The sequence below is a fragment of the Campylobacter sp. BCW_6467 genome (assembly GCF_001762855.1).
GTDB classification, from domain to species: Bacteria; Campylobacterota; Campylobacteria; order Campylobacterales; family Campylobacteraceae; genus Campylobacter_D; species Campylobacter_D jejuni.
This window is the reverse complement of the sequence record NZ_MJXP01000027.1, coordinates 25,918-49,631: the sequence shown is the minus strand read 5'-3', so window position 1 is coordinate 49,631 and position 23,714 is coordinate 25,918. Positions and strand designations below refer to the sequence as shown.

The following is a 23,714-nucleotide window of genomic DNA, read 5'->3' as shown; positions in this document are numbered from 1 at the left end:
CTACTTTCAAAATGATTAAGCTTTTTTGATGATTATTTCATCATCTTTTGCATCAATGATAATGCTATCATTTTCATGAAGTTCATTAGCAAGTATCATATCGCTTAATTTATCTTCTATAAGATCATAAATAGCTCTTCTTAAAGGTCTAGCACCAAAATCAGGATCAAAACCATCTTTAGCGATTAAAAGGGCCGCATTTTCGCTTAAACTTGCTTTTATCCCCTTGTTTTCTAAGCTCATTTGTAAATCTTTAAATAAAAGCTTGACTATTTCATAAGCTTCATCTTTTCCAAGCGGATTAAAGGTGATAATATCATCTAAGCGGTTTAAAAACTCAGGTTTAAAGAAATTTTTTAACTCATTTTTTACCGCATCTTCTTGTTCTTTTCCACTTAAATTCATAATAGCACTTGAGGCGATATTAGAAGTTAAAATGATAATGGTATTTTTAAAATCCACTGTTACACCTTTGCTATCGGTTGCTCTACCATCATCTAAAATCCCTAAAAGCACATTAAATACATCTTTATGTGCTTTTTCAACTTCATCAAACAAAAGCACGCTATAAGGTTTTCTTCGTACAGCTTCAGTAAGCTCTCCACCTTCTTCATGCCCTATGTATCCTGGAGGCGCACCTAAGAGTCTTGAAACGCTATGTTTTTCCATAAATTCACTCATATCAAAGCGAATCATTGCTTTTTCATCATCAAATAAAAATTTCGCCAAAGCTTTAGCTGATTGTGTTTTTCCTACCCCTGTTGGCCCTAAAAATAAAAAGCTTCCTATAGGTTTATTGTCCGCATTAAGTCCTGCTTTGTTGCGTTTAATGGCTCTAGCTAAAGCACTTAAGGCCTTATCTTGTCCTATGACACTTTCTTTTAAATGTTTTTCCACTTCTAAGAATTTTTGTTTTTCAGAGGTTAGCATTTTTTGCACGCTAATACCTGTCCATTTGCTTAAAATTCCAGCAACCAAATCCTCATCTACTTGATTTTTAAGTAAAACTCCATTTTCGCTCATTTTTTTCCATTTATCTTCTAAAATTTCTACTTCTTTTTCAAGACTTGGAATTTTTCCATACTCTAGCTCGGCTGCTTTTTGAAATTCACCTCTAGCTTTAGCTAAAGAAGCTTCATTTTTAAGTAGATCAATTTCTTTTTTCTTAGTACTTATATCATCAAAAACACTTTTTTCATTTTCAAACTGTGAATTTAGGGCATTTTGTTTTTCTTTTAAATTAGCTAGTTCTTTTGTGATTTCATCGAGTCTTTTTTGATTTTTCTCATCATTTTCCATTTTTAAAGCTTCATTTTCAACTTCTAAAGTTTCTATATCTTTGCGTACTTTTCTTAAAGAACTTGGTTCACTTTCAATTTGCATTTTCAGTTCAGCTGCAGCTTCATCGATTAAATCAATAGCCTTATCAGGTAAAAAACGATCTGCTATATAACGCTTTGAAAGTTTAGCTGCGGCTACTAAAGCGCTATCATTTATAGTTACATTATGATGAATTTCAAGCTTTTCTTTTATACCCCTTAACATAGCCAAAGCCTCATTAACACTTGGCTCACCTACATTTACAGGCTGAAAACGGCGCTGCAAGGCTGCATCTTTTTCAAAATATTTACGATATTCTTTTAAAGTAGTTGCGCCTATGGTATGGAGTTCACCTCTTGCAAGAGCGGGTTTTAAAATATTTGCCGCATCCATACTGCCTTCACTCGCTCCAGCACCTACTATAGTGTGAATTTCATCGATAAAAAGAATGATATTTTCACTTTTTATCACTTCATTAACCACAGCTTTTAATCTATCTTCAAATTCTCCTCTGTATTTTGCACCTGCAATTAAAGCACTCATATCAAGAGCGATGACTTTTTTATTTTGTAAAGATTTTGGAACATCTTTTTTGATAATTCTTTGTGCTAAAGCTTCTACTATAGCTGTTTTTCCTACGCCTGGTTCACCTAAAAGTATAGGGTTGTTTTTGGTTTTGCGTATTAAAATTTGCATCAAACGTTCGATTTCTTCTTCTCTGCCTATAACAGGATCAAGTTTACCCTCACTTGCTTTTAAGATTAAATCTATACCAAATTTATTTAAGCTGTCTAAGGTTTCATCGCTTGTTTTGCTATCGATTTTTCGTCCCGCTCTTAGACTTTCAAGCTCTTTTTGAAATTCTCTTAAATCTAAAAATTGCGCCAAAATTTCTTTAATAGGACTTTTTTGACTTTCACTTATAAGCCAAGTATCCACACTTAAATAACTATCTCCATTAGCACTCATCAATCCTTTAGCATTTTCTAATGAATTTATAAGTTCATTGGAAAAGCGTATATTTTCACGGCTTACATTTGAACTCGTTGCAAGTTTTGAAATTCTGCTTTTAATTTCAAGCTCTAAGGCTTCTTTAGAAATATTTAATTTATTTAAAATTTGATTTAAAATACTTGTACTATCTACGCTTAAAGCCCATAAAAGGTGCAAAGATACGACTTCGGTATTTTTAGAATGTATAGCTAAAGATGCTGCACTTTCAAGGTTTGAAAGCATATTATCAGTTAAAAAATCTTGTATATTTGCCATGTTTTATCCTTTATTTAGTTTATATACTTGACATTATATAACTTTAGCCATATAATGTCAAGTTAATTGAGTAAAATTTTTTAAATAATAGGACAAATGACTAATTTTAGACTATTTCATAAACATATCTATAGCCTTGTTTAATTCTTCTATGCTTTGAATATCATTTTCTTCTATAGCATGTACCATACAATGAGCTAAATGTTCTTTTAAAACTACTTTTGCGGTATTGTTAACTTCGGCTTTTACGGCAGCAAGCTGGATTAAAATTTCACTACAGTCTTTGTCATTTTCAACCATTCTTTTAATAGCACTTAAATGCCCTATGGTTCTACTTAGACGATTGCAAACTGCTTTAAGATGTTTTTGAGAATGTGTATGAGTATGTTTTTCTTGGCACATTGTATTAACTTTCTTTTTGGAATTTTTAGTCTATTTTAACATATTTTTAAGAATTTAAATTTATTTACGAAGTTTTAAGTAATTTTTATTAAAATTTACTCTTTAAACTAAAACTCAATAATGGAGCTTATTTTGAAAACAAAACGATTTTTTGCAGGTCTTGCAGGCTTTGTCACTACTTTTATTTTATGTCTATTTTTAACGAGTCATTTACAAGCTAAAGTTGATCAAAAAGAAGAGCAGGTTCAAAAACGCCTAGAAGCTTTAGATAAGCTTACAAAAACTCTTGCCATAGTAGAGCAATATTATGTGGATGATCAAAATATCAGCGATTTGGTGGATAAATCTTTATCAGGGCTTTTAAGCAATCTTGATGCGCATTCTTCTTTTTTAAATGAAAAAGATTTTAATGATATGAAAATTCAAACCAATGGTGAATTTGGTGGCCTTGGTATAACCGTAGGTATGAAAGATGGTGCTTTAACAGTTGTTTCTCCTATAGAAGGAACACCAGCAGATAAAGCAGGGATAAAATCAGGAGATATTATTTTAAAAATTAATGATGAGGCCACTTTGGGAATTAATCTCAATGATGCTGTGGATAAAATGCGTGGTAAGCCAAAAACTCAAATCACTTTAACCATCTTTAGAAAAGGTGCAACAAAACCTTTTGATGTTACACTTACAAGAGAAATTATTAAGATAGAAAGTGTTTATGCAAAAATGATAGAAAATGAAAACATTCTTTATCTTAGAGTTACAAATTTTGATAAAAATGTTGTAGATGTGGCAAGTAAAGAACTTAAAAAATATCCTAATGTTAAAGGGGTTATTTTAGATCTTAGAAATAATCCTGGTGGACTTTTAAATCAAGCCATAGGACTTGTAAATTTATTTGTAGATAAAGGTGTTATTGTTTCTCAAAAAGGACGCATCACAAGTGAAAATCAAGAATATAAAGCCGATCCTAAAAACAAAATTTCTAATGCTTCTTTGGTTGTGCTTGTAAATGGTGGAAGTGCTAGTGCAAGTGAAATCGTAAGTGGAGCTTTGCAAGATCTTAAACGCGGTGTTATTGTGGGTGAAAATACTTTTGGAAAAGGTAGTGTTCAACAAATCATACCTATTAATAAAACTGAAGCTTTAAGGCTTACTATTGCAAGATATTATCTTCCAAGCGGCCGTACTATTCAAGCAGTGGGTGTAAAACCTGATATTGAAGTTTTTCCAGGTAAAGTAAATACTCAAGAAGATGGTTTTTCTATAAAAGAAAGCGACTTAAAACAACATTTAGAAAGTGAGCTTGAAAAAATAGATAAAAATAAAAAAGAAGATAAACAAGAAAATAAAGACAATAAAAATCTAATCAGTCAAAAACAAATCAATGATGACGCACAGTTAAAATCAGCTATTGATACTATTAAAATTTTAAATATCAAACAAGGACAATAAAATGACAAAAAAAGAAATGCTCTACGAAGGAAAAGGTAAAAAACTTTTCAAAACTGATGATGAAAATTTACTAATTAGTGAGTTTAAAGATGATTTAACTGCTTTTAATGCAGAAAAAAGAGGCAATGAAAGTGGAAAAGGCGCATTAAACTGTAAAATCAGTACCGAAATTTTTCATTTGCTTGAAAAAAATGGGATTAAAACCCATTTGGTAGAAACTATAAGCGATACAGAACAAGTAGTTAAAAAATGTAAAATTGTTCCTATTGAAGTTATAGTACGCAATGTTGCAACAGGTTCTCTTACAAAAAGACTGGGCATTAAAGATGGCACTGTACTACCTTTTGCTTTGGTGGAATTTTGTCTTAAAGATGATGCCTTAGGCGATCCTTTTATCAATGATGAGCATTGTTTGATTTTAAATTTAGTGCAAAATGAAGCTCAAATTAGTGAAATTAAAAATATAGCTAGAAAGATTAACTCTATTTTAACTCCATTTTTTGACAATAAGAATTTAAGGCTGATTGACTTTAAAATCGAACTGGGTTTAACTAAAGATAATGAGCTTGTTTTAGCTGATGAAATAAGTCCTGATAGTTGTAGATTTTGGGATAAATTTAGTAATGAAAAATTAGACAAAGATAGATTTCGTCAAGATCTAGGTAATGTAAAAATGGCTTATGAAGAAGTTTTAAAAAGAATATTAAATTAAGGAAAAATATGGAAGTTATTGTAAATATTTCTTTAAAAAATGGGGTTTTAGATCCACAGGGCAAAGCGGTGGAAAAAGCTTTGCATTCTTTAAATTTTAATAGCGTAAAAGAAGTAAAAATAGCAAAACAAATCAAAATTTCTCTTGATGAGAAAGATGAAAAATTAGCCAAAGAACAAGTAAAAAAAATGTGTGAAGAGTTGTTGGTAAATAGCGTCATTGAAGATTATGAGCTTGTAATTGAGAAAGAGTAAAATGAAAGTTGCTATTATTAGATTTCCAGGGACAAATTGTGAATTTGATACAGCTTATGCCTTTGAAAAACTTGGAGTAAAAACGCAGATTGTTTGGCATGAAGAAAAAGAATTTGATGCAGATTTAGTTGTTTTGCCAGGCGGATTTTCTTATGGAGATTATCTAAGATGTGCAGCTATTGCAAAACTTGCTCCTGTTATGCAAGGTGTTTTTAATCATGCAAAAAAGGGAGGATATATCTTAGGTATTTGCAATGGTTTTCAAATTTTACTTGAAAGCGGTCTTTTAAAAGGTGCAATGAAGCATAACAACAATCTTAGCTTTATCTCAAAAAACCAAAATTTAAGAGTAGTTTCTAATGATAATGCCTTTTTGAAAAATTTCAAAAAAGATGAAATTATTAATTTGCCAATTGCCCATGGAGAGGGAAATTATTACGCTGATGAGGCTACTTTAAAAGAATTGCAAGATAAAGATCTTATTACTCTAAAATACGAGTCAAATCCAAATGGTTCTGTATTTGATATCGCAGGAATTTGTGATGAAAACAAAAAAATCTTTGGACTCATGCCACATCCTGAGCGTGCTTGTGAAAAAGTTCTAGGTAATGATCTAGGTTTGAAAATGCTTAAAGGCTTTTTATTTTGAAAATTTTATTAACTTTAGTTTTTAGTGTTGTTGTATTGTTCGGCAGAGGTGAAATTTCTGTATTTAGCGGCCAAGATGAAAATATGCAAAAAGAATTACAAAAATTACCCCAAGAAGAACAAAAAATTTATCAAAATATTCCGCCAAGCGATGAAAATAATGACTTTGAAAGCAATGTAGATGATCCTTTTATAGCTAAAGGGAGTTTGGTTCTTACAAATGATGAATATCCAAGTAGGGTATATGTTGGAGAAGTTTTTCCTATTACGATCTATGCTCGCACTACGGAAAATACAAAATTTGATTTTAACATAAGCGTAGAAAAAACTAATTTATCTTTTTTAAATCCAGATGCAAAATGGGAATTTATCAATAACGAATATAAAACAACTTTATGGTTTGAAGCTAAAAATTCAAATGCTAGTTTGAGTAAAATTTCTATCAAACTTCTTAGAAATAATGAAGCTTTTCAAGAGGCTGATATCAATCTTAATCCTATCAAATTTGAAAATACTTTATCCAATAAAGATTTTTCACACCTTGTGGCAAGTTCTTTGGAAATTAAAAAAGTTAAAGCGAGTTATTTTGATGATGCTAATATCATTATGATGGTAGAACTAAACGCAACCAATACAAATCTTAAAAGCTTTTTTATAGAAGGAATTCAAAAGCAAGGCATTGAAAATTTAAAAGGGGATTTTAATGCTTCTAGTGCTTTTTATTATGCTATTTTGCCATTAAGTAAAACAAATTTTGAATTTTCGTATTTCAATAAGGACAGTAAAAAGCTTGAAAATATAAATTTAAAACTAAAAATTAGTGACGATGAGATCAGCACTCAGAGTGATTTAAATCCTGTAAATAAAGACTTAAATATTTATAAACAATATACCTTATGGTTTTTAGCGGTTTTATTTGGAGCTTTATTTGTATGGAGAAAAAATTACATTATTCTGGCTTTGGCAGTTGTTTGTTTTGCGCTTAGTTTTCTTGTGGATACCAATACTCAAAATGCAATTATCAAGGCTGGTTCTAGGGCTAAAATTTTACCTACAGAGCCTTCAACTTATTTTTATACGGCAAATGCAGATGAAAAAGTAGAAGTTTTAGGCAAAAGACAAAATTATATTAAAGTACTGTTTTCTGATGGAAAAATAGGTTGGGTTAATAAAGATGATTTACAAAAAAATTAAAGCTCTTTATTTTTGGATTTTTTTTGTTTTAAGCGTTGCTTTGGTGGTTTTTTGTTTTTACTTTACAAAATCTCAAAACACACTTTGGAAAATCCGCAAAATTTGGGCTAAATTTCAAAGATATACCATCTCTTATAAACAAGAAATCATTGGTACTTTTAATCCACAAGCTCAGATGATTTTAATGAATCATCAAAGTGCTTTAGATATCATTGCTTTAGAAGAATTATATCCTAAAAATTTATGCTGGATTGCCAAAAAAGAATTAGGAGAAATTCCTATTTTCAAAGTCGCTATGAAAAAACCAAAACTTCTTTGTATAGATAGAAAAAATCCGCGTGATTTGGTACGAGTTTTAAAAGAAGCAAAAGAAAGAATTAGCGAAGATAGGGTTTTGGCTATTTTTCCAGAAGGAACTAGATCTAAAAATGAAAAAATGCTTAAATTTCAAAGTGGAGCAAAAATTTTAAGTGAAAAATTAAATCTTAAAGTTCAGCCTATTTTAATTGTGGATTCTGCAAAAATTTTAGACACAAAAAGTTTTAGTGCAAGCAGTGGAGTACTTAAAATCATTTGTATGGATTTAGTCGATACAAATGATGAAAAATGGCTTGAAAACACCAGAAAAAAAATGCAAGAATTGCTCGAGCAAGAAAGAGCTAAGCTTTGCTAAATACCCTTTTAGTTGTTGGTTTTGGGGGATTTATAGGGGCAATCTTAAGAATGCTTTCTATAAATTTAGTGAATAAATTTTTTCCTTATTCTATCAGCCTTGGAACTCTTTTTGTTAATGTTTTGGGTTCTTTTATCATAGGACTTTTGTTTTCTTATGCCCAAAATAAAGGTTTATCTCCTTTGCTTAAAAGCTTTATAAGTACAGGTTTTTTAGGAGCTTTTACAACTTTTTCTACTTTTTCTTATCAAAATTTACTTCTTTTGCAAAGTGGAAATTATCTTCATTTTGCGTTAAATATTATCTTAAATGTCTTTCTTTGCTTATTTGCCGCATGGCTTGGTTTTATAATTTTCAAATAAATCTTTAAATTTACTTTAGAATTTGTATTTTTTGCTAAAATACCACTTTAAAAAATTACAAAGGAGATTAAAATGCAATTTCAAACCGAAGTAAATCAGCTTTTACAGCTTATGATACACTCTTTATATTCTAATAAAGAAATTTTTTTAAGAGAACTTATTTCAAACGCAAGCGACGCTTTAGATAAGCTTAATTTTTTGAGCGTAAGTGATGATAAATATAAAAGCTTAAAATTCGAACCTAAAATTGAAATCAAAATTGACAAAGATAAAAAAACTTTAAGCATTAGTGATAATGGTATAGGTATGGATAAAGATGATCTTATCAACAACCTTGGAACCATAGCAAAAAGCGGTACTAAAAGCTTTTTAGAAAATTTGAGCGGTGATGCTAAAAAAGATTCTCAACTCATAGGACAATTCGGAGTAGGTTTTTATTCTGCTTTTATGGTGGCTAGTAAAATCGAAGTTTTAAGTAAAAAAGCTTTAGATGATAAAGCTTATCTTTGGAGTTCTGATGCAAATGGTTATGAGATTGATGACGCAAACAAAGAAGAACAAGGAACAAGCATTACTTTATATTTAAAAGATGATGAGTTTGCTAATACTTATAAAATCGAAAGCATTATTGAAAAATATTCTAATCATATTCAATTTCCAATTTTCATGGAAAAAGAAGAATTTACTCCTGCTAAAGAAGGCGAAGAAGAAGGGAAAACTGAACTTAAAATTTCTCAAATCAATAAAGCCAATGCTTTATGGAGAATGCAAAAATCAAGCCTTAAAGCAGAAGATTATGAAAGATTTTATGAGCAAAATTTTCATGATTCAAACAAACCTTTACTTTATCTTCACACTAAAAGCGAAGGAAAATTAGAATACAATTCTTTATTTTTCATACCACAAAATGCACCTTTTGATTTATTCCGTGTGGATTATCAAAGTGGCTTAAAACTTTATGTAAAACGCGTATTTATCAGTGATGACGATAAAGAACTTTTACCAACTTATTTGCGTTTTGTGCGTGGGATTATCGATGTAGAAGATTTGCCGCTTAATGTAAGCCGTGAAATTTTACAAGAAAATCAAATTTTAAAAGGTGTTAAAGAAGCTAGCGTTAAAAAGATTTTAGGTGAACTTGAAAAACTAAAAAACAATGATAAAGAAAAATACTTATCTTTCTTTAAAACCTTTGGCAAGGTATTAAAAGAAGGACTTTATGGTTTTGGTGGAGAAAAAGATGGTCTTTTAAAACTCATGCTTTATAAAAGCACTAAAGGTGAAAATTTACGCTCTTTAGAGGAGTATAAAAATGACCTTCAAGGCGAACAAAAGGAAATTTTTTATATAGCAGGAAATAATGAAAGTTTATTAAGAACCTCTCCTTTACTTGAAGAGTATAAACAAAAAAATATAGAAGTTTTACTCATGGACGATGAGATTGATTCTTTAGTAACTCCTATGCTAGAATTTGAAGGTTTGAAATTTGTAGCCATCAATCAAGTAGAAGATAAAAATGAACTAAGCGATGAAGAAAAAAATACTTTTGCTCCACTTGTAGCTAAATTTAAAGAACTTCTAAAAGATCAAGTTGAAGATGTAAGACTAACCAGTCGTTTAAAAGATAGCCCAAGTTGTATAGTTTATGATAAAAATAAACCTGATTTTGCTATGCAACAACTCTTAAAACAAATGGGTCAAGAACAAAATTTCAAACCTATTTTAGAAATCAATCCAAAACACGCTATTTTTACAGGTCTTAAAAATAACGAAACCTTTAGTGCAGATATAGCAACTTTGGTTTTAAATATGGCAAAACTAAGCGAAGGTATGGGTGTGGATAATCCTGCTGAATTTAATGCAAGCCTTACAAAAATCATCAACAAGGCTTTTTCATGATAGAAAATATCCCTGCGAGTCTTTGGACAAAGCAAGATTTAAACGCATATCAAATTTTTGATGTGCGTACTCCTTTAGAATGGGAAGAAGGCATTTTACCTAATGCGCAATGTGTAGCTTTATATGATAATCAAGGGCTTTTAAATGCTAAATTTTTAGATGAATTTCAAAGCAAAAGAGATGAAAATAAAAAACTTGCTTTTATTTGTCGTAGTGGTCATAGAAGCATGGTTGCAGCTGAATTTATAGCTGAAAAATTGGGACTTGAAAGCATCAATTTAGATGGCGGAATGCTAGCCCTTAAGGGTTATTAATGCTAGGAATTTATTTACTCATAGCAGCTTTGTCTTTTTTAGCTCTTTATTTTGCTGTTAAAAAGCTTACTTTAAATATAGATGAGCGAACTCTTTTAGAGCCTATTAAAATGGATATTTATCCGAAATTTTGTGATTTAATCGATGAAAAAATCAGAGAATTTAAAGAAAATATCCAAAATGCTAATTTAGCATTAAAAATTTCTGATCAAAAAGATGAATTTTTAGAAAAACTTGGGGATTTAAGCAGGGAGCTGACTTTCATACAAACCATGAATTTGAGTAATAAAAACGATAGTATCTGGCAAAATGAACTTTTTTCTTTTTTAAAGGAATTGGAAAATTTATTACTTGAGTATCTAGAAAAAGGCGAAGAAGAAGCTGAAAATTTAAGAGAATTTCTGATGAATGAATTTGAAAAATTAAAAGGTTAGGTATTGCAAGAGGAAAGAAATTCTTTAAAATATTTTAAATTTATTTCATGGAGCATTTTTACTTTAGTTCTGATTTTTATTTTAATTCGTTATGACGAGCTTGCCAATCTTTTAGCAGGAGTGGCAATACTTCTTATTGGAATGACTAATTTAGGTATAGGTTTTAAAGCTTTTAGTGGTGGTTTGCTTGAAAAAATTTTAGCAAAGTCAACCAATACAAAGATAAAAAGTATACTTTTTGGTACTTTAAGTACTTTAATTATGCAATCTTCAACTTTAGTTTCTATTATTACGATTTCTTTTTTGAGTGCAGGGCTTATTTCTTTAGGTGCGGGCATAGGGATTATTTTTGGAGCAAATTTAGGAAATACGGCAAGTTCTTGGCTGATTGTTGGTTTGACAAATATTAAAATTTCAATGTTAGCTATCCCACTTTTGATTATTGGAGTATTATTTTTCTTTCAAAAAGATAGTGTTTTAAAGGGTTTGGGTAATATTTTTATTGGTATAGGATTTTTCTTTTTGGGTGTGGATTATATTAAAAGTGGTTTTGAAAATTTTAAACATATAATTGATCTTTCTCGCTTTGATTTTGCTGGTTTTAAAGGAGTTTTTGTTTTTTTAGGATTAGGTGCTTTGCTTACAGGAGTTATACAATCAAGCACAGCTACAATGGCTATTATTGTTGCTGCTTTACTTGCTGGACAAATCAGTTTGGAAAATTCCTTAGCAGCAACTTTAGGTACTAGTGTTGGAGGGGTTGTAACGGCTGTTTTAGCTTCTTTAAGTACCAATATTGAAGGAAAGAAATTAGCGTTTGCAAATTGTATTTTTAATTTTGGTATAGCTTTTTTAATAGTGCTTATTTTTCCTTATTTTATACATTTTCTTAATTTTTTATCCATTGCATTAAACATAGAAGATATAGCTTTGAAAGTAGCATTATTTCACACTTTGTTCAATTTAATTGGTGTTGTGTTTTTTTCATTCTTTACTCCTCAAATTGTTCTTTTTTTAAATAAGTTGGTAAAAGCTCCTAAAGATAAGAATAAAGACAAACCTTTATATCTTGATAGTAGTTTGGTTAAGTTTAGTGACACAGCCATCGAAGCTTTAAGGAAAGAAAGCGAGCATCTTTATAACAATACCTATGCAATTGTTGCTCATGCTATAGGTTTTAGTCGTAAAGATATACAAAGTGATAAAAGTTTTAAAGAAATTTTAGAAAATAAAAGGTGGTTTAGTAAAAATGTGGATTTGGACTATTTGTATCAAACTAGGATAAAGGTTCTTTTTGAAGCTATTATTGATTTTTCAACTAAAGCACAAGTTTATATTAACGATGAAACAAAGAATCATAAAATTTTTACCTTTAAGATGGCAGCTAAAAATTTAGCCGAAACAACTAAAAATTTAAAAATTATCCAAGCAAATATTAAGAAATATTCTAGTTCTTCTAATGAATTTTTGGCTTTAGAGTATAATAAAATTAGATCGAATTTAGGAGAGCTTTTAAGAAGTATCGAAGAGCTTAGAGTGGTTGAAGATCGTGAAAAGCTTTATTTGATTATTAAAAATCTTCAAAAAGGAAAAGAAATTTTAAAAGAAATCGATACTTTAACCTTGAGCAATGTTGAACATCTTATTTCAGTAAGAAAAATCACAACAGCTGAAGGAATTTCAATACTTAATGATACAACTTTTGCTGCTAAGATTGCTGAAGAACTTATAGGTGCTGTTGAGGTGATATTTTCTAAAGATATATCAAACTAGTTGTTTGTGCTAGTTTGGTTATTGTCTTGTATAGGCGTTAGAAATTCTTCATTGATTAAAATATCAACAACATCTTTAAACATAGGCAAAGCACTTTGTGCAGCATAATAACTATAAGGTTTAGTAGGATGTCTTACGAGAACTCCTATGGTATAGGCGTGATTTAAATCATTTGCAAAACCAAAAAAGGATGCATTGTAGCGATTTGAGGTGTAACCTTGTCTTTCGGCTATTCTTGCCGTTCCTGTTTTACCTCCTGCAATAATACCTTGTGTAATTGCCTTTTTTCCTGTTCCTTTTTCTATAACATTTATAAGAACATTTTGCATCGTTTTAGTGGCTTCGCTAGAAAGAATTTTTTCTTTTTTTACATCATTATCAAGATTTGTAAAGCGTCCATTTTGATAGAATTTTTCAGCTAAACGCGGTGTGATATAAAACCCATCATTGTTGAAAACATTATAAGCTGCAAGGAGTTGTATAAAGGTTGTTTTAAGTCCATAACCATAACTTAAAACAGATTTTTCTATATCTCTTAAGCGCTTAGGATTTGGAATTTCTCCTTTTTGTTCATAGGGTAGGTCAATACCACTTTTTTCGCCAAATTTAAATATTTTAAGTCCTGATACGATTTCTATATTGTTAAGTCTTTTAGCAATTTGTATCATGCCTATATTTGAAGAATATCTTATAACTTCCTCCATAGTCATTTTGTCCATTTTGTGATCGTCTTTGATGGTGAAACGTCCTAGCTTATAAGAACCGCCATAAGTATTAATTACTTCATCCATTTTTATTTTACCAAGTCTTAAGGCTGTTGTAAAGATAAAAGGTTTTATAACAGAACCTGCTTCATAGCCATATTCTATAGCACTTGCATTAAGAACTGATAGATCTTTTCCACGATTTTGCGGGTCATAGCGCCTTGAGCTTGCTAAAGCTAAAATTCTTCCTGTTTTGCTTTCCATTACCCCAACGATGATTTCATTGGCTTTTAAATCCTCATTTCTTTGATCTATGGCTTTTTCTATGCTTTTTTGTAGTTTCAAAGAAAGATTTAAATATAAATCACAACCATTGATCTTTTTTTGTTGTAGTGAATTTAGATTTAAAATAATATTTCCACCTATATCTTTAAGTCCTTGAATTTTTTCATTTTGAACAGGACTTAGACATTCATCGTAGTATTTTTCTAAACCTTTAACTCCTATATTTTTTAAAATTCCACTTTCTGGATCTAATATCATTTTAGTATAACCGATAATAGGAGTAAAAGAATCTTTTGACATGTAAATTCTATCTTCTTCATGTTCGATGATATTTAATCCTCTTGTTTCAACTCTTCCAGAATTATTTGTAAAAGCTTTGAAAAAGCCTTGTATATAAAGTTTTTTAGCAAGGTCTTTAAGGTAGCTTGCTTGCTTGGAATCTAAGTTTTGTAAAAGAACAAAATTATAAGAACGTTTTTTTTGATTTTGCATTCTTTTTTTAATATCTGCTATTTGATCGTTACTTATCCCACTATAAATTTGAAAAAGCTTTAAAAATAGATCAAATTTATCTTTGTTGATACTTCTAAGATCAATTTCAGCACGATAAATTTGTTTAGAACTTGTGATAGTAAAATTATCTTTAGTTATAATCGATCCTCTTAGAGCAAGAGCGTATTGATCTTTTTCAGTGTTAGGTATATGACGTTTTGATGTAAGAAAAAAAGTAGAGCTGATAAAAATAATCATAAACAAAAGTGCCATGCAGTAGGCAAAGGCAACTTTTGAAACCCTATTTTTTTTATATTCTTGCATTAGGGTTTAAATTTGAGTTCTTGTGATTTCTTTATAAGCACTGATCGCTTTATTTCTTACTTCTAGCATAAATTTCATACTGCTTTCAGCTTTAGTGATAGCTATAGCTGCTTGATGCAGATCTTTTACTTGTCCTGTGGCAATGTCTGTCATTGCAGCTTCTCCACTTTCTTGTGCTTTATTTAAATCATCGATTTCATTTTTAAGCATCTTGGCAAATTCATCACCAATTCCTGTGGAATTTTGACTTTTGTTGGTATTTGAAATATTATTATTTAATCTTAAATCATTAATATTGTTCATTTTTTATTATCCTCTTAATAAATCAATCGCGCTTTGAGCTATAGTTTTTGCACTTGTAAAAGCACTTACATTGGCTTGATAAGCTCTTGTAGCTTCAATCAAATCTGCCATTTCAATAACAGGATTTACATTTGGATACGCTACATAACCTTCAGCATTTGCATCAGGATGGCTTGGATCATACTTCATACGAAAATCTTTGTCATCTCTGACCACTTTATCCACTACAACACTTTGAATAGCAGGTTTAGCTTCTTCTGGCGAACTTGGATCATTTAAAGGATTTTCATATTTTAAAAAATTATTATCTTTGTTAATTTGCTCATTTAAAAGCTTATCAAAATCTGTTGCTTTAAAGATCACTTCGCGTCTTCTATAAGGCCCACCCTCAGCTGTTCTTGTAGTGTTTGCATTAGCTATATTAGAGCTAATAACATTCATTCTAAAACGTTGAGCACTTAAACCATAACCACTAATATCAAAATCACTTAAGTATGCCATAATTTACCTTTAACTTAATTTAGAGCTTGCGTCAAGTATAGAACTAAAGATATTGCTTTGTCTTCTTAAAACTCCATCAAGAGCTGTTATCATAACTGTATTTTTGCTCATTTCTGTGGTTTCTACATCTAGATCAACAGTATTTGCATCATTTCTTGCTAAATGTCCGTCTCTTAAGTAAATAGTAGATTTACTAGGATCTGGAAATTTCCAAGGTTTTTGATGTCCTTCTTCGGTTATGGCTAATTGCAATTCTTTATTATCATTTTTTTTAAAAATTTCATTTGCACGATTTACCAAAGCTGTTTCAAATTCAATATCTCTTGCTTTATAAAAAGGAGTATCAACATTTGCAAGATTGGCATTGATGAGTTGATTTCTTAGATTTCTACCCGCTAAAGCACCAGTGACTAGTTCTTTTGACTTAAATGGGTTAATCATTTTTTATCCTTTTTATAATTTTTAATATTAACAAGCAAATACTGTTCCAATTTAACTATTTCGCATAAAAATATCAAAATTATTTTCCTTTTTGTAAATTTATGGCTTTATTGTGATCATCTATATTTGTGTTAAAAATATGAACTCCAGTATTTTTATCACGCACAAAATATAAATAATCTGTCTTTAAAGGAAAAATAGCTGCACGAATAGCAGCTAAAGAAACATTACAAACCGCTTCTTTAGGCAATCCTGTAAATTTATAGGTATTATAAGAGCTATTATCTTGTCTTATTCTTTGTGGGGTAACTTTTACATGGGAGTAAATTCCATAATTTAAAGTTCCATCCATTTGAAGCTTCATACCTTTTTTAAGTCGATTATAAATTACGCTTGCAACTATAGGCATTTCATTTTCATTGGCAGCTTCTTTTTGTATTACAGAAGCGATGATGATATATTGGTGCCATTTTTTTGGATTATAATCCCCAAAAATTTTCTCAGAAGTTTTTTTATTGGAAATTTCAGCATGGTTTAAAAGCATTTGAATGAGTAGATTTTCTGTAATGCCTTTTGGGATTTTATAAGTTTCTGGTAAAAAAACTCCTTCATCATAAGGAGCTTGAGCTTGAAATTCTTTTAAAAGCATATCTTTATCAAGTCCAAGTTGTTTGGCTGCTTGTTCTAAAAAGATTACGCTTGTTTCTCCTGGGATAAGAGTAATGGTTTGAAGCGCTGCTTTAGCAATAGTGAGTTTATGTAGAAATTCAGCCCTATTTAAATCTTTTGTACCTATGTTGATCCAGCCTGATTGAGGGTGTCCTAAAAAAAATAAAATATATTTATCAATACTACTCATCTGATATTTATTTTGCTTTAAATATGTTATAATTTGAGAAATTGAACCTTGGGGAATAAATACCACAGAATTGCTTTTTAAAGGCTGAGTTAGATAATAAAAAATCCCCAAAATAAATATCAAAAAGAAGTTGCGTATGAAAAAGAAAATTTTATATATTGTTGTATTTTTTGTTGTGCTTATATTAGCTTTGTTTATAGTGCTTAAAAATGGGATTGTCATCTCTAGTATCCAATTTGATTTTTTAAAATTAGAACAATTATATATTAAATTAGATAAAAAATTAATTGTACGAGCAAAAAATATCACTATAAATGAGACTCAAAATTCCGAAATTTCATCACAAACTCACTCTTCTGATAATGCTTCAACAGAGATTTTAAAAATAACAAAAAATTTAAAATATCTATATACTTTTGTTGAAGAGATTGATATACAAAATTTAAATATAAAAGATAATCATGTGCGTATTTTATTTAAAGATAATGAATTTTTTATAGATAATGATTTATTGTTTTTAAAATTAACATTACAGCGTCAAAATAAAGAACTTATAGCTGGTATTAAAAAACTTTTATTAAAAGATTATGATTTAAATATTGATGGAAATTTAAGTATCAATACTAAGAGCGAGTTTTATTATTTTCAAGGTAGAGCAAGTGGAGAATTGCTTGACTTTAACGCAAGCATCTCTTACAAAGATAAAAATTTAGCTTATAAAATAGAAGATTTAAATATTAGAAATATTACGGAAATTTTTAAAAGAGTTAATAAAAGAATAGAACTTCCACAGAGTTTAAATCTTTGGATGGCATATAGGGCTAAGGGAGAATTTTATCATTTAGATTATTTGCAGGGCTTTATAGATTTTACTAAAAATAATTATTATTTAGACAATATTAGCGCATCAGGTTATGTTAATAATGTCAAAGTTCGCTTGGATGATAAAATGAATGCTATTGAAATTCCAAAACTCGATTTAAATTTAAACAAACAAAAGCTTGATTTTGTCTTTAATAAAGCTTTCTATAATGGTGCTGATTTAAGTTCTAGTAAGGTTTATCTATATGATTTATTTGATGAAAAAAAAGCTGGGATTTATTTGCGCATTAAGTCTAATAATCTAAAATTTGATGAAAAACTTGCTAAAGCTTTGGAAGATTATCATTTTTCATTACCTTTTTATCAAAAAAGCGGAAAAATTAAAAGTGATTTAGAGCTTAAAATTGATTTTCATGATAAGGGTGAAATTTCTTATAGTGGTATTTTAGCTTTAGAGAATGCTAGTATTTCTTTGGCTGATTTTAATATTACAAAAGCATTTGTAAAATTAAATCAAAATAATTTAAATATAGAAAATGCTAGTGTTGAAAATGGCTTTTTAAAAGCTGATTTTAATGCTAAATTTGACTTACAAAAACAGCAAGGAAATTTCAATACTCAGATTTCAAGGCTTTATTTTGACAATGGGGAGCTTTTAGATTTAAAAAATCAAAATGTAGAAGTAAAATTAGATTATTCGCAAAATGTTAACATTAGCATTCCTCAGTGGAATTTGATTTTAAATTTTAAAGATGGACTTGAGGCTAATCTTAGTAATCCTAAGATTTTATTTTCATTTTCTCCATTGCTTAAAAAGTTTGGGTTTATCGATGCTAAAAATGTTTATTATAAAACTTTAAATTTTGAAGATTTTAATGCAAGCGTTAATAATGCTTATTTTAAAAATAATTTACTTATTAACGGTCAAACTCCTTATGAAAATGATAGCTTTGATATTGTAAAAAATAAGGGCATTATGGAAATTCATACTCAAAGTGATACAGCAAGTGCTAAAATAAGTTCTGATAATAAAGAAATTCATTTGAAAAATTTAAGTTATATTTATAGAAAAGGTTCCAACTCTTCAAATTCAACATTTGATATTTCTACTAATACCCAAAATATTAGTTTTGGTGGAGCAAATGTTGCTTTAATTTTGCCAGATTCTAATAAAACTTTGGCTTTTGATAGGGTAGAGGCTGATTTAAAAGGCGATGCTTTGGATCTTAAAGGTTCTAGAGGAAATGCAAAATTTGATCTTTATTATTCTTCTAATGATTTAAATTTAAACGTTAGCAATATTGATGATAATTATTTAAATGAGTTTTTACAAAAACAAGCTGTTCAAGATGGAGTGTTTAACTTAAGTATAAAAGGAAGTGGATTGGAGTATTTTGATGGACAGATCGATTTTAAAAACACTTATGTGAAGGATTTAAAAGGTGTAAATCAGCTTATTTCCTTTATCGATACTGTACCAAGTTTATTGATGTTTAAATCTCCAACTTTTAATCAAAAAGGTTTAAGCTTGCATGATGGAAAGATTATTTTTAATAGAAAAAAAGATCTTTTAAGTGTTTCAGCTATTAATTTAAATGGCGATAGTGTAGATATATATGGTTTAGGATCAGCAAATTTAAGATTAAATACAGTGGATTTTAGTTTAGAGCTTAAAACTTTAAAATCAGCTTCAGAAGCTATATCCAAGGTTCCAATTTTAAATTATGTAATTTTAGGTAAAAATCAAGAAATTAGCACAAACTTAAAAATAGATGGAAGTATAGATGATCCTAAATTTCATACCGAAATTTTAACAGATACTCTAAAAACCCCTTTTAATCTTATTAAAAATATCATACAACTTCCTGCTAATTTACTTAATTAAAAATATTTAAAGTTTGTTTGAAAACTAAAACAAACTTTAAACTTACTCTTGCATTTTTTTTTATTTGTAATATACTTAAAAATGAAAATAAAAATAAGTATTTTAAAGGACTAAAAATGCAAATTACTTATACCTTAACAGATGAGTCTCCAGCTCTTGCGACTTATTCGTTTTTGCCTATAGTGAAAGCTTTTTTAAGTAGGGCACATATAGGAGTAAAAACCTCGGATATTTCTTTATCTGGAAGGATTTTAGCTACTTTTAGTGAGTATTTAAAAGAGGAACAAAGATGTGAAGATGCTTTAGAGCTTTTAGGCGAGCTTGTCAAAAGATCGGATGCAAATCTTATTAAAACCCCAAATATTTCAGCTTCTATTCCTCAACTTAAGGCGGCGATTAAAGAATTGCAAGATAAGGGTTACATGTTACCAAATTACCCAGATGAGCCAAAAAATGATGAAGAATTGCAAATTAAAACAAAATATCAAAAAGTTTTAGGTTCAGCGGTTAATCCTGTATTAAGACAAGGAAATTCAGATCGTCGTTCAACAAAAGCGGTAAAAGACTATGCAAAAAACAATCCTTATCGTGTGGTTGAGTTTAATCCAAACTCAAAAACTCGTGTTTCTTACATGAAAGAAGGGGATTTTTTCTCTAATGAAAAAGCGGTTTTAATCGATCAAGATTGTGTGGCTAATATAGAATTTACAAGCGTTGATGGTAAAAATGAAATTTTAAAAGAGGGCTTAAAACTTGAAAAAAATGAAATTTTAGACGCTACTTTTATGGATGTGCAAAAACTTCAGGAATTTTATGCAAAAGAAATTAAAGCAAGCAAAGATGATGATGTGCTTTTTTCTTTGCATTTAAAAGCTACAATGATGAAAGTAAGCGATCCTATACTTTTTGGTTATGCGGTAAAAGTATTTTTTAAAGAATTATTTATCGAATTTCAAGATGAATTTGAAAAATTAGGTATTAATCCAAATAATGGTTTAAGTGAGCTTTTAAGTAAGATCGAAAATTCAAGCAAAAAAGATGAAATTTTAAAAAAATACAATGAAATTTTAGCTAAATCTGCAGATATTTCTATGGTAAATTCAGATAAAGGCATTACAAATCTTCATGTTCCAAGCGATGTTATCGTTGATGCTTCTATGCCTGCAATGCTTAAAAATGGCGCAAGATTGTGGGATAAGGAAGGTAAGGAAAAGGACACAAATGCCGTAATTCCTGATCAAACTTACGCAACTATTTATGAGGCGGTTATTGAAGATTTGCATAAAAATGGTACTTTAAATCCTTCAAAACTTGGCAGTGTATCTAATGTAGGTTTAATGGCTAAAAAGGCTCAAGAATATGGCTCGCACGATAAAACCTTTGTGGCTAAAGAAGAAGGAGCTTTTAAAATAGTTTCTAACGGTAAAGTTTTATTAGAACATAAGGTTAGAAAAGGTGATATTTATAGAGTCAATCAGGCTAAATTTGATGCGGTGTTAAATTGGATTGATTTAGGTATAGAAAGATCAGAACTTAGTGGAGCCGAAGCTATTTTTTGGTTAGATAGCAAAAGAGCTAGTAATAAAATCATGATAACTTTGGTACAAAATCGTTTAAAAGAAAAGGGTAAAAATATAGCCATTTTAACTCCAAAAGAAGCTTGTTTAAGAAGTTTAGAGTTAATCCGAGAAGGTAAAGATGTTATTTCTATCACGGGTAATGTTTTAAGGGATTATTTAACCGATCTTTTTCCTATTTTAGAGCTTGGAACAAGTGCAAAAATGCTTTCTGTTGTGCCTATGTTAAAGGGTGGAGCTATGTTTGAAACAGGAGCAGGGGGTTCAGCACCTAAACAAGTAGAACAATTAGTCGAAGAAAATCATCTGCGTTGGGATAGTTTGGGTGAATTTTTGGCTTTGCAAGCAAGTTTGGAATTTTATGCAAATAAATGTAGCAATCATAAAGCTAAGGTTTTAGCAGAATGTCTTGATGAGGCTATAGGCGAATGGCTTGAAAATAATAAAGCTCCATCAAGAAAAGTTAAAGAAGATGATAATAGAACAAGTCATTTTTATTTAGCAATGTATTTTGCAAATCATTTAGCAAGACAAGCAAGTGATATGGAGCTTCAAAGCTTTTTTAAAGATATTGCCCTAGAGCTTTCTTCTAATGAAGAAAAAATCAGAGCCGAATTTAATGATGCACAAGGTGTGAAAGTGGATTTGGGTGGATATTATAAATTTGATGATGAAAAAGCAAATAAAATCATGCGTCCAAGTGCAACTTTTAACGCTATTTTAGAAAAAATAGGACAAAGATGAAAATTACTGTTATAGGGGCTGGTAATGTAGGCTCAAGCGTAGCTTATGCTTTGATTTTAAGAGAGATAGCAAATGAAATTGTTTTAGTAGATATCAATGAGGATTTACTTTATGCAAAAGAACTAGAGCTTACTCAAAGCATAGCTGCTTTAAATTTAAATATAGATTTACTTTGCACTAAAGATTATACTCATACTAAAAATTCAGATATAGTGCTTTTTAGCGCAGGTTTTGCTAGAAAAGATGGGCAAAGTAGAGAAGAATTGCTTCAGTTAAATACAAGCATTATGCTTGATTGTGCTAAAAAAATTAAAGATTTTACAGAAGATCCGCTTTTTATTATTTTAACTAATCCTGTGGATTTTCTACTTAATACTCTTTATGAAAGCGGAATTTTTTCATCAAAGAAAATTATAGCCATGGCGGGAGTTTTAGACAATGCAAGATTTAAGTACGAGCTTGCCAAAAAACTTAAGGTCAAGATGTCAAGTGTGGATACAAGACTTATTGGTTTTCATAATGATGATATGGTTTTGGTAAAATCTTACGCAAGTGTTAAAAATAAAAATATAAGCGAATTTTTAAATGAAGAAGAATTTGATGATTTGGAAAATGAAGTTAAAACAGGTGGAGCTAAAGTAATTAAACATCTTAAAACTTCAGCTTATTTAGCCCCTGCTAGTGCTTGCATAAGAATGCTTGAGTCCATAAGAAGTGGCGAGTTTTTACCTATGAGTGTGATTTTACATGGAGAATTTGGAGTGCAAAACAAAGCCTTGGGAGTTATGGCAAGATTAGGACTTGAAGGTGTGATTGAAATCATGAGATTAGATCTTAGTTTGCAAGAAAAAGACAAATTAGAAAAATCTTTAATCAAATATCAATATAAAGGAGAATAAATGAACATACATGAGTATCAAGCAAAAGCAATTTTTGCAGACAATGGCATCCCTACCTTAAAGGGAAAAGTTGCATTTAGCGTAGATGAAGCTGTGGCTAATGCTAAAGAATTAGGCGGTAGTGTTTGGGCAGTTAAAGCTCAAATTCACGCAGGAGGCCGTGGTCTTGGTGGTGGTGTTAAAATCGCTAAGAATTTAGATGAGGTAAAAGATTACGCAAGTAAAATTTTAGGAATGAATTTAGTAACTCATCAAACAGGACCTGAAGGTAAGCTCGTGCAAAAACTTTATATAGAAAGTGGCGCTAATATAGTAAAAGAGTATTATTTGGCTATTTTATTTAATAGAATGGCAGAGCAAATTACCATTATCGCTTCAAGTGAAGGAGGGATGGATATAGAAAAAGTAGCCAAAGAAAGTCCTGAAAAAATTGCAAAAGTAGGCATTGATCCACAAATTGGTTTTAAAATGTTTCATGGACTTGAAGTAGCGAGAGTTTTAGGACTTGATAAAGATGAAGGCAAAAAACTCATTTCTATGATAGCTAAACTTTATAAGCTTTACATGGATAAAGATATGAATATGCTTGAAATCAATCCTTTAATTAAAACTGCAGAAGGGGATTTTTATGCCCTTGATGCAAAATGCAGTTTTGATGATAGTGCGCTTTATCGTCATCCTGAAATTGCTGAACTTAGAGATATTACCGAAGAAAATCCTGCTGAAAGAGAAGCGGCTGAATTTGGCTTAAGCTATGTGAAATTAGATGGAGATGTAGCTTGTATGGTAAATGGCGCGGGTCTAGCAATGGCAACTATGGATATTATTAATTATAGTGGCGCAAAACCTGCAAATTTCTTAGATGTAGGTGGGGGAGCTTCTCCCGAAACTGTTGCAAAGGCTTTTGAAATTATTTTAAGAGATAAAAATGTAAAAGTTATATTTATTAATATCTTTGGTGGCATTGTTCGTTGTGATAGGATAGCAAATGGAATTTTAGAAGCTACTAAGAATGTTGAGGTAAATATTCCAATTGTAGTGCGTCTTGATGGCACTAACGCAGCAGAAGCAAAGACAATTTTAGATAATTCAAATCTTAAAAATATCAAAGCAGCAACCAATCTTAAAAACGGTGCAGAGCTTGTAAAAAGTTTAGTAGGATAAGGATAGAA

At 30.0% G+C, this 23,714-nt stretch carries 21 protein-coding genes and 1 pseudogene; 15 read left to right on the top strand and 7 right to left on the bottom strand.

The window, feature by feature from the left end:
* Window positions 1-15: 15 nt before the first annotated feature.
* Both AJ888_RS04100 and AJ888_RS04095 read right to left on the bottom strand, forming a co-directional pair.
* Window positions 16-2,589 (bottom strand): ATP-dependent Clp protease ATP-binding subunit, encoded by a 2,574-nt coding sequence (locus AJ888_RS04100; RefSeq protein ID WP_070296141.1) that lies wholly within the window; start codon window positions 2,587-2,589, stop codon window positions 16-18.
* Between the two features lie 111 nt (window positions 2,590-2,700).
* A complete protein-coding gene (locus tag AJ888_RS04095; RefSeq protein ID WP_002859054.1) occupies window positions 2,701-2,991 on the bottom strand; it encodes a metal-sensing transcriptional repressor in 291 nt (96 codons plus the stop codon).
* A gap of 117 nt (window positions 2,992-3,108) precedes the next feature.
* Here AJ888_RS04095 and AJ888_RS04090 point away from each other — a divergent pair, with 117 nt between their 5' ends.
* The 11 genes and pseudogenes from AJ888_RS04090 to AJ888_RS04040 all read left to right on the top strand — a co-directional run bounded on the left by AJ888_RS04090 (window position 3,109) and on the right by AJ888_RS04040 (window position 12,706).
* The gene (locus AJ888_RS04090) at window positions 3,109-4,443 is read left to right on the top strand and encodes a S41 family peptidase (protein ID WP_079861063.1); all 1,335 of its coding nucleotides are present in this window, start codon (window positions 3,109-3,111) and stop codon (window positions 4,441-4,443) included.
* 1 nt (window position 4,444) lies between these two features.
* Window positions 4,445-5,155, top strand: coding sequence for a phosphoribosylaminoimidazolesuccinocarboxamide synthase (gene purC / locus AJ888_RS04085; protein ID WP_002880951.1), 711 nt, complete (start codon window positions 4,445-4,447; stop codon window positions 5,153-5,155).
* 8 nt (window positions 5,156-5,163) lie between these two features.
* Window positions 5,164-5,409: a phosphoribosylformylglycinamidine synthase subunit PurS gene (gene purS / locus AJ888_RS04080; protein WP_002857003.1), complete on the top strand. Its 246-nt coding sequence runs from the start codon at window positions 5,164-5,166 to the stop codon at window positions 5,407-5,409.
* Window position 5,410: 1 nt separating this feature from the next.
* Window positions 5,411-6,083 (top strand): annotated as a pseudogene (purQ, locus tag AJ888_RS04075) (phosphoribosylformylglycinamidine synthase I).
* Window positions 6,055-7,251, top strand: a complete 1,197-nt coding sequence (locus AJ888_RS04070; protein WP_044779934.1) for an SH3 domain-containing protein — start codon at window positions 6,055-6,057, stop codon at window positions 7,249-7,251. The pseudogene purQ and the gene AJ888_RS04070 overlap by 29 nt, the downstream one beginning before the upstream one ends.
* Window positions 7,232-7,924 (top strand): lysophospholipid acyltransferase family protein, encoded by a 693-nt coding sequence (locus AJ888_RS04065; RefSeq protein ID WP_044778765.1) that lies wholly within the window; start codon window positions 7,232-7,234, stop codon window positions 7,922-7,924. The genes AJ888_RS04070 and AJ888_RS04065 overlap by 20 nt, the downstream gene beginning before the upstream one ends.
* On the top strand, window positions 7,918-8,286 hold the full coding sequence (gene crcB / locus AJ888_RS04060) for a fluoride efflux transporter CrcB (RefSeq protein ID WP_002855143.1): 369 nt from the start codon (window positions 7,918-7,920) through the stop codon (window positions 8,284-8,286). The genes AJ888_RS04065 and crcB overlap by 7 nt, the downstream gene beginning before the upstream one ends.
* A 72-nt stretch (window positions 8,287-8,358) precedes the next feature.
* Window positions 8,359-10,185, top strand: a complete 1,827-nt coding sequence (gene htpG / locus AJ888_RS04055) for a molecular chaperone HtpG (protein WP_002921604.1) — start codon at window positions 8,359-8,361, stop codon at window positions 10,183-10,185.
* Window positions 10,182-10,499 carry a rhodanese-like domain-containing protein gene (locus AJ888_RS04050; protein WP_002872637.1) on the top strand — a complete coding sequence of 106 codons (318 nt, stop codon included), beginning with the start codon at window positions 10,182-10,184 and terminating at the stop codon, window positions 10,497-10,499. The genes htpG and AJ888_RS04050 overlap by 4 nt, the downstream gene beginning before the upstream one ends.
* Window positions 10,499-10,933: a hypothetical protein gene (locus tag AJ888_RS04045; protein WP_044778764.1), complete on the top strand. Its 435-nt coding sequence runs from the start codon at window positions 10,499-10,501 to the stop codon at window positions 10,931-10,933. Before AJ888_RS04050 ends, AJ888_RS04045 begins: the two co-directional genes overlap by 1 nt.
* A 3-nt stretch (window positions 10,934-10,936) precedes the next feature.
* Window positions 10,937-12,706 (top strand): Na/Pi cotransporter family protein, encoded by a 1,770-nt coding sequence (locus tag AJ888_RS04040; RefSeq protein ID WP_002861252.1) that lies wholly within the window; start codon window positions 10,937-10,939, stop codon window positions 12,704-12,706.
* On the opposite strand, the gene AJ888_RS04035 is transcribed toward AJ888_RS04040, so the two are convergent.
* The 5 genes from AJ888_RS04035 to mltG all read right to left on the bottom strand — a co-directional run bounded on the left by AJ888_RS04035 (window position 12,703) and on the right by mltG (window position 16,837).
* Window positions 12,703-14,511, bottom strand: a complete 1,809-nt coding sequence (locus AJ888_RS04035) for a peptidoglycan D,D-transpeptidase FtsI family protein (RefSeq protein ID WP_002861253.1) — start codon at window positions 14,509-14,511, stop codon at window positions 12,703-12,705. The genes AJ888_RS04040 and AJ888_RS04035 overlap by 4 nt on opposite strands.
* 6 nt (window positions 14,512-14,517) lie before the next feature.
* Window positions 14,518-14,814, bottom strand: a complete 297-nt coding sequence (gene fliE / locus AJ888_RS04030; protein WP_002856884.1) for a flagellar hook-basal body complex protein FliE — start codon at window positions 14,812-14,814, stop codon at window positions 14,518-14,520.
* 6 nt (window positions 14,815-14,820) lie between these two features.
* Window positions 14,821-15,315 (bottom strand): flagellar basal body rod protein FlgC, encoded by a 495-nt coding sequence (gene flgC, locus AJ888_RS04025; RefSeq protein ID WP_002855235.1) that lies wholly within the window; start codon window positions 15,313-15,315, stop codon window positions 14,821-14,823.
* A 9-nt stretch (window positions 15,316-15,324) separates the two neighbouring features.
* Window positions 15,325-15,756 (bottom strand): flagellar basal body rod protein FlgB, encoded by a 432-nt coding sequence (flgB, locus tag AJ888_RS04020; protein ID WP_002861254.1) that lies wholly within the window; start codon window positions 15,754-15,756, stop codon window positions 15,325-15,327.
* A gap of 79 nt (window positions 15,757-15,835) precedes the next feature.
* Window positions 15,836-16,837, bottom strand: a complete 1,002-nt coding sequence (mltG, locus tag AJ888_RS04015) for an endolytic transglycosylase MltG (RefSeq protein WP_032603289.1) — start codon at window positions 16,835-16,837, stop codon at window positions 15,836-15,838.
* On the opposite strand from mltG, the gene AJ888_RS04010 reads away from it, so the two are divergent.
* The 4 genes from AJ888_RS04010 to sucC all read left to right on the top strand — a co-directional run bounded on the left by AJ888_RS04010 (window position 16,752) and on the right by sucC (window position 23,706).
* Window positions 16,752-19,322, top strand: a complete 2,571-nt coding sequence (locus tag AJ888_RS04010) for a DUF3971 domain-containing protein (RefSeq protein WP_002861256.1) — start codon at window positions 16,752-16,754, stop codon at window positions 19,320-19,322. The genes mltG and AJ888_RS04010 overlap by 86 nt on opposite strands.
* Before the next feature lie 116 nt (window positions 19,323-19,438).
* Complete coding sequence (locus AJ888_RS04005; protein WP_032603403.1) at window positions 19,439-21,643, top strand: NADP-dependent isocitrate dehydrogenase; 2,205 nt, start codon at window positions 19,439-19,441, stop codon at window positions 21,641-21,643.
* The gene (locus AJ888_RS04000; protein ID WP_002861258.1) at window positions 21,640-22,542 is read left to right on the top strand and encodes a malate dehydrogenase; all 903 of its coding nucleotides are present in this window, start codon (window positions 21,640-21,642) and stop codon (window positions 22,540-22,542) included. Before AJ888_RS04005 ends, AJ888_RS04000 begins: the two co-directional genes overlap by 4 nt.
* On the top strand, window positions 22,543-23,706 hold the full coding sequence (sucC, locus tag AJ888_RS03995; protein WP_002855069.1) for an ADP-forming succinate--CoA ligase subunit beta: 1,164 nt from the start codon (window positions 22,543-22,545) through the stop codon (window positions 23,704-23,706).
* The last annotated feature ends 8 nt before the right edge of the window (window positions 23,707-23,714 follow it).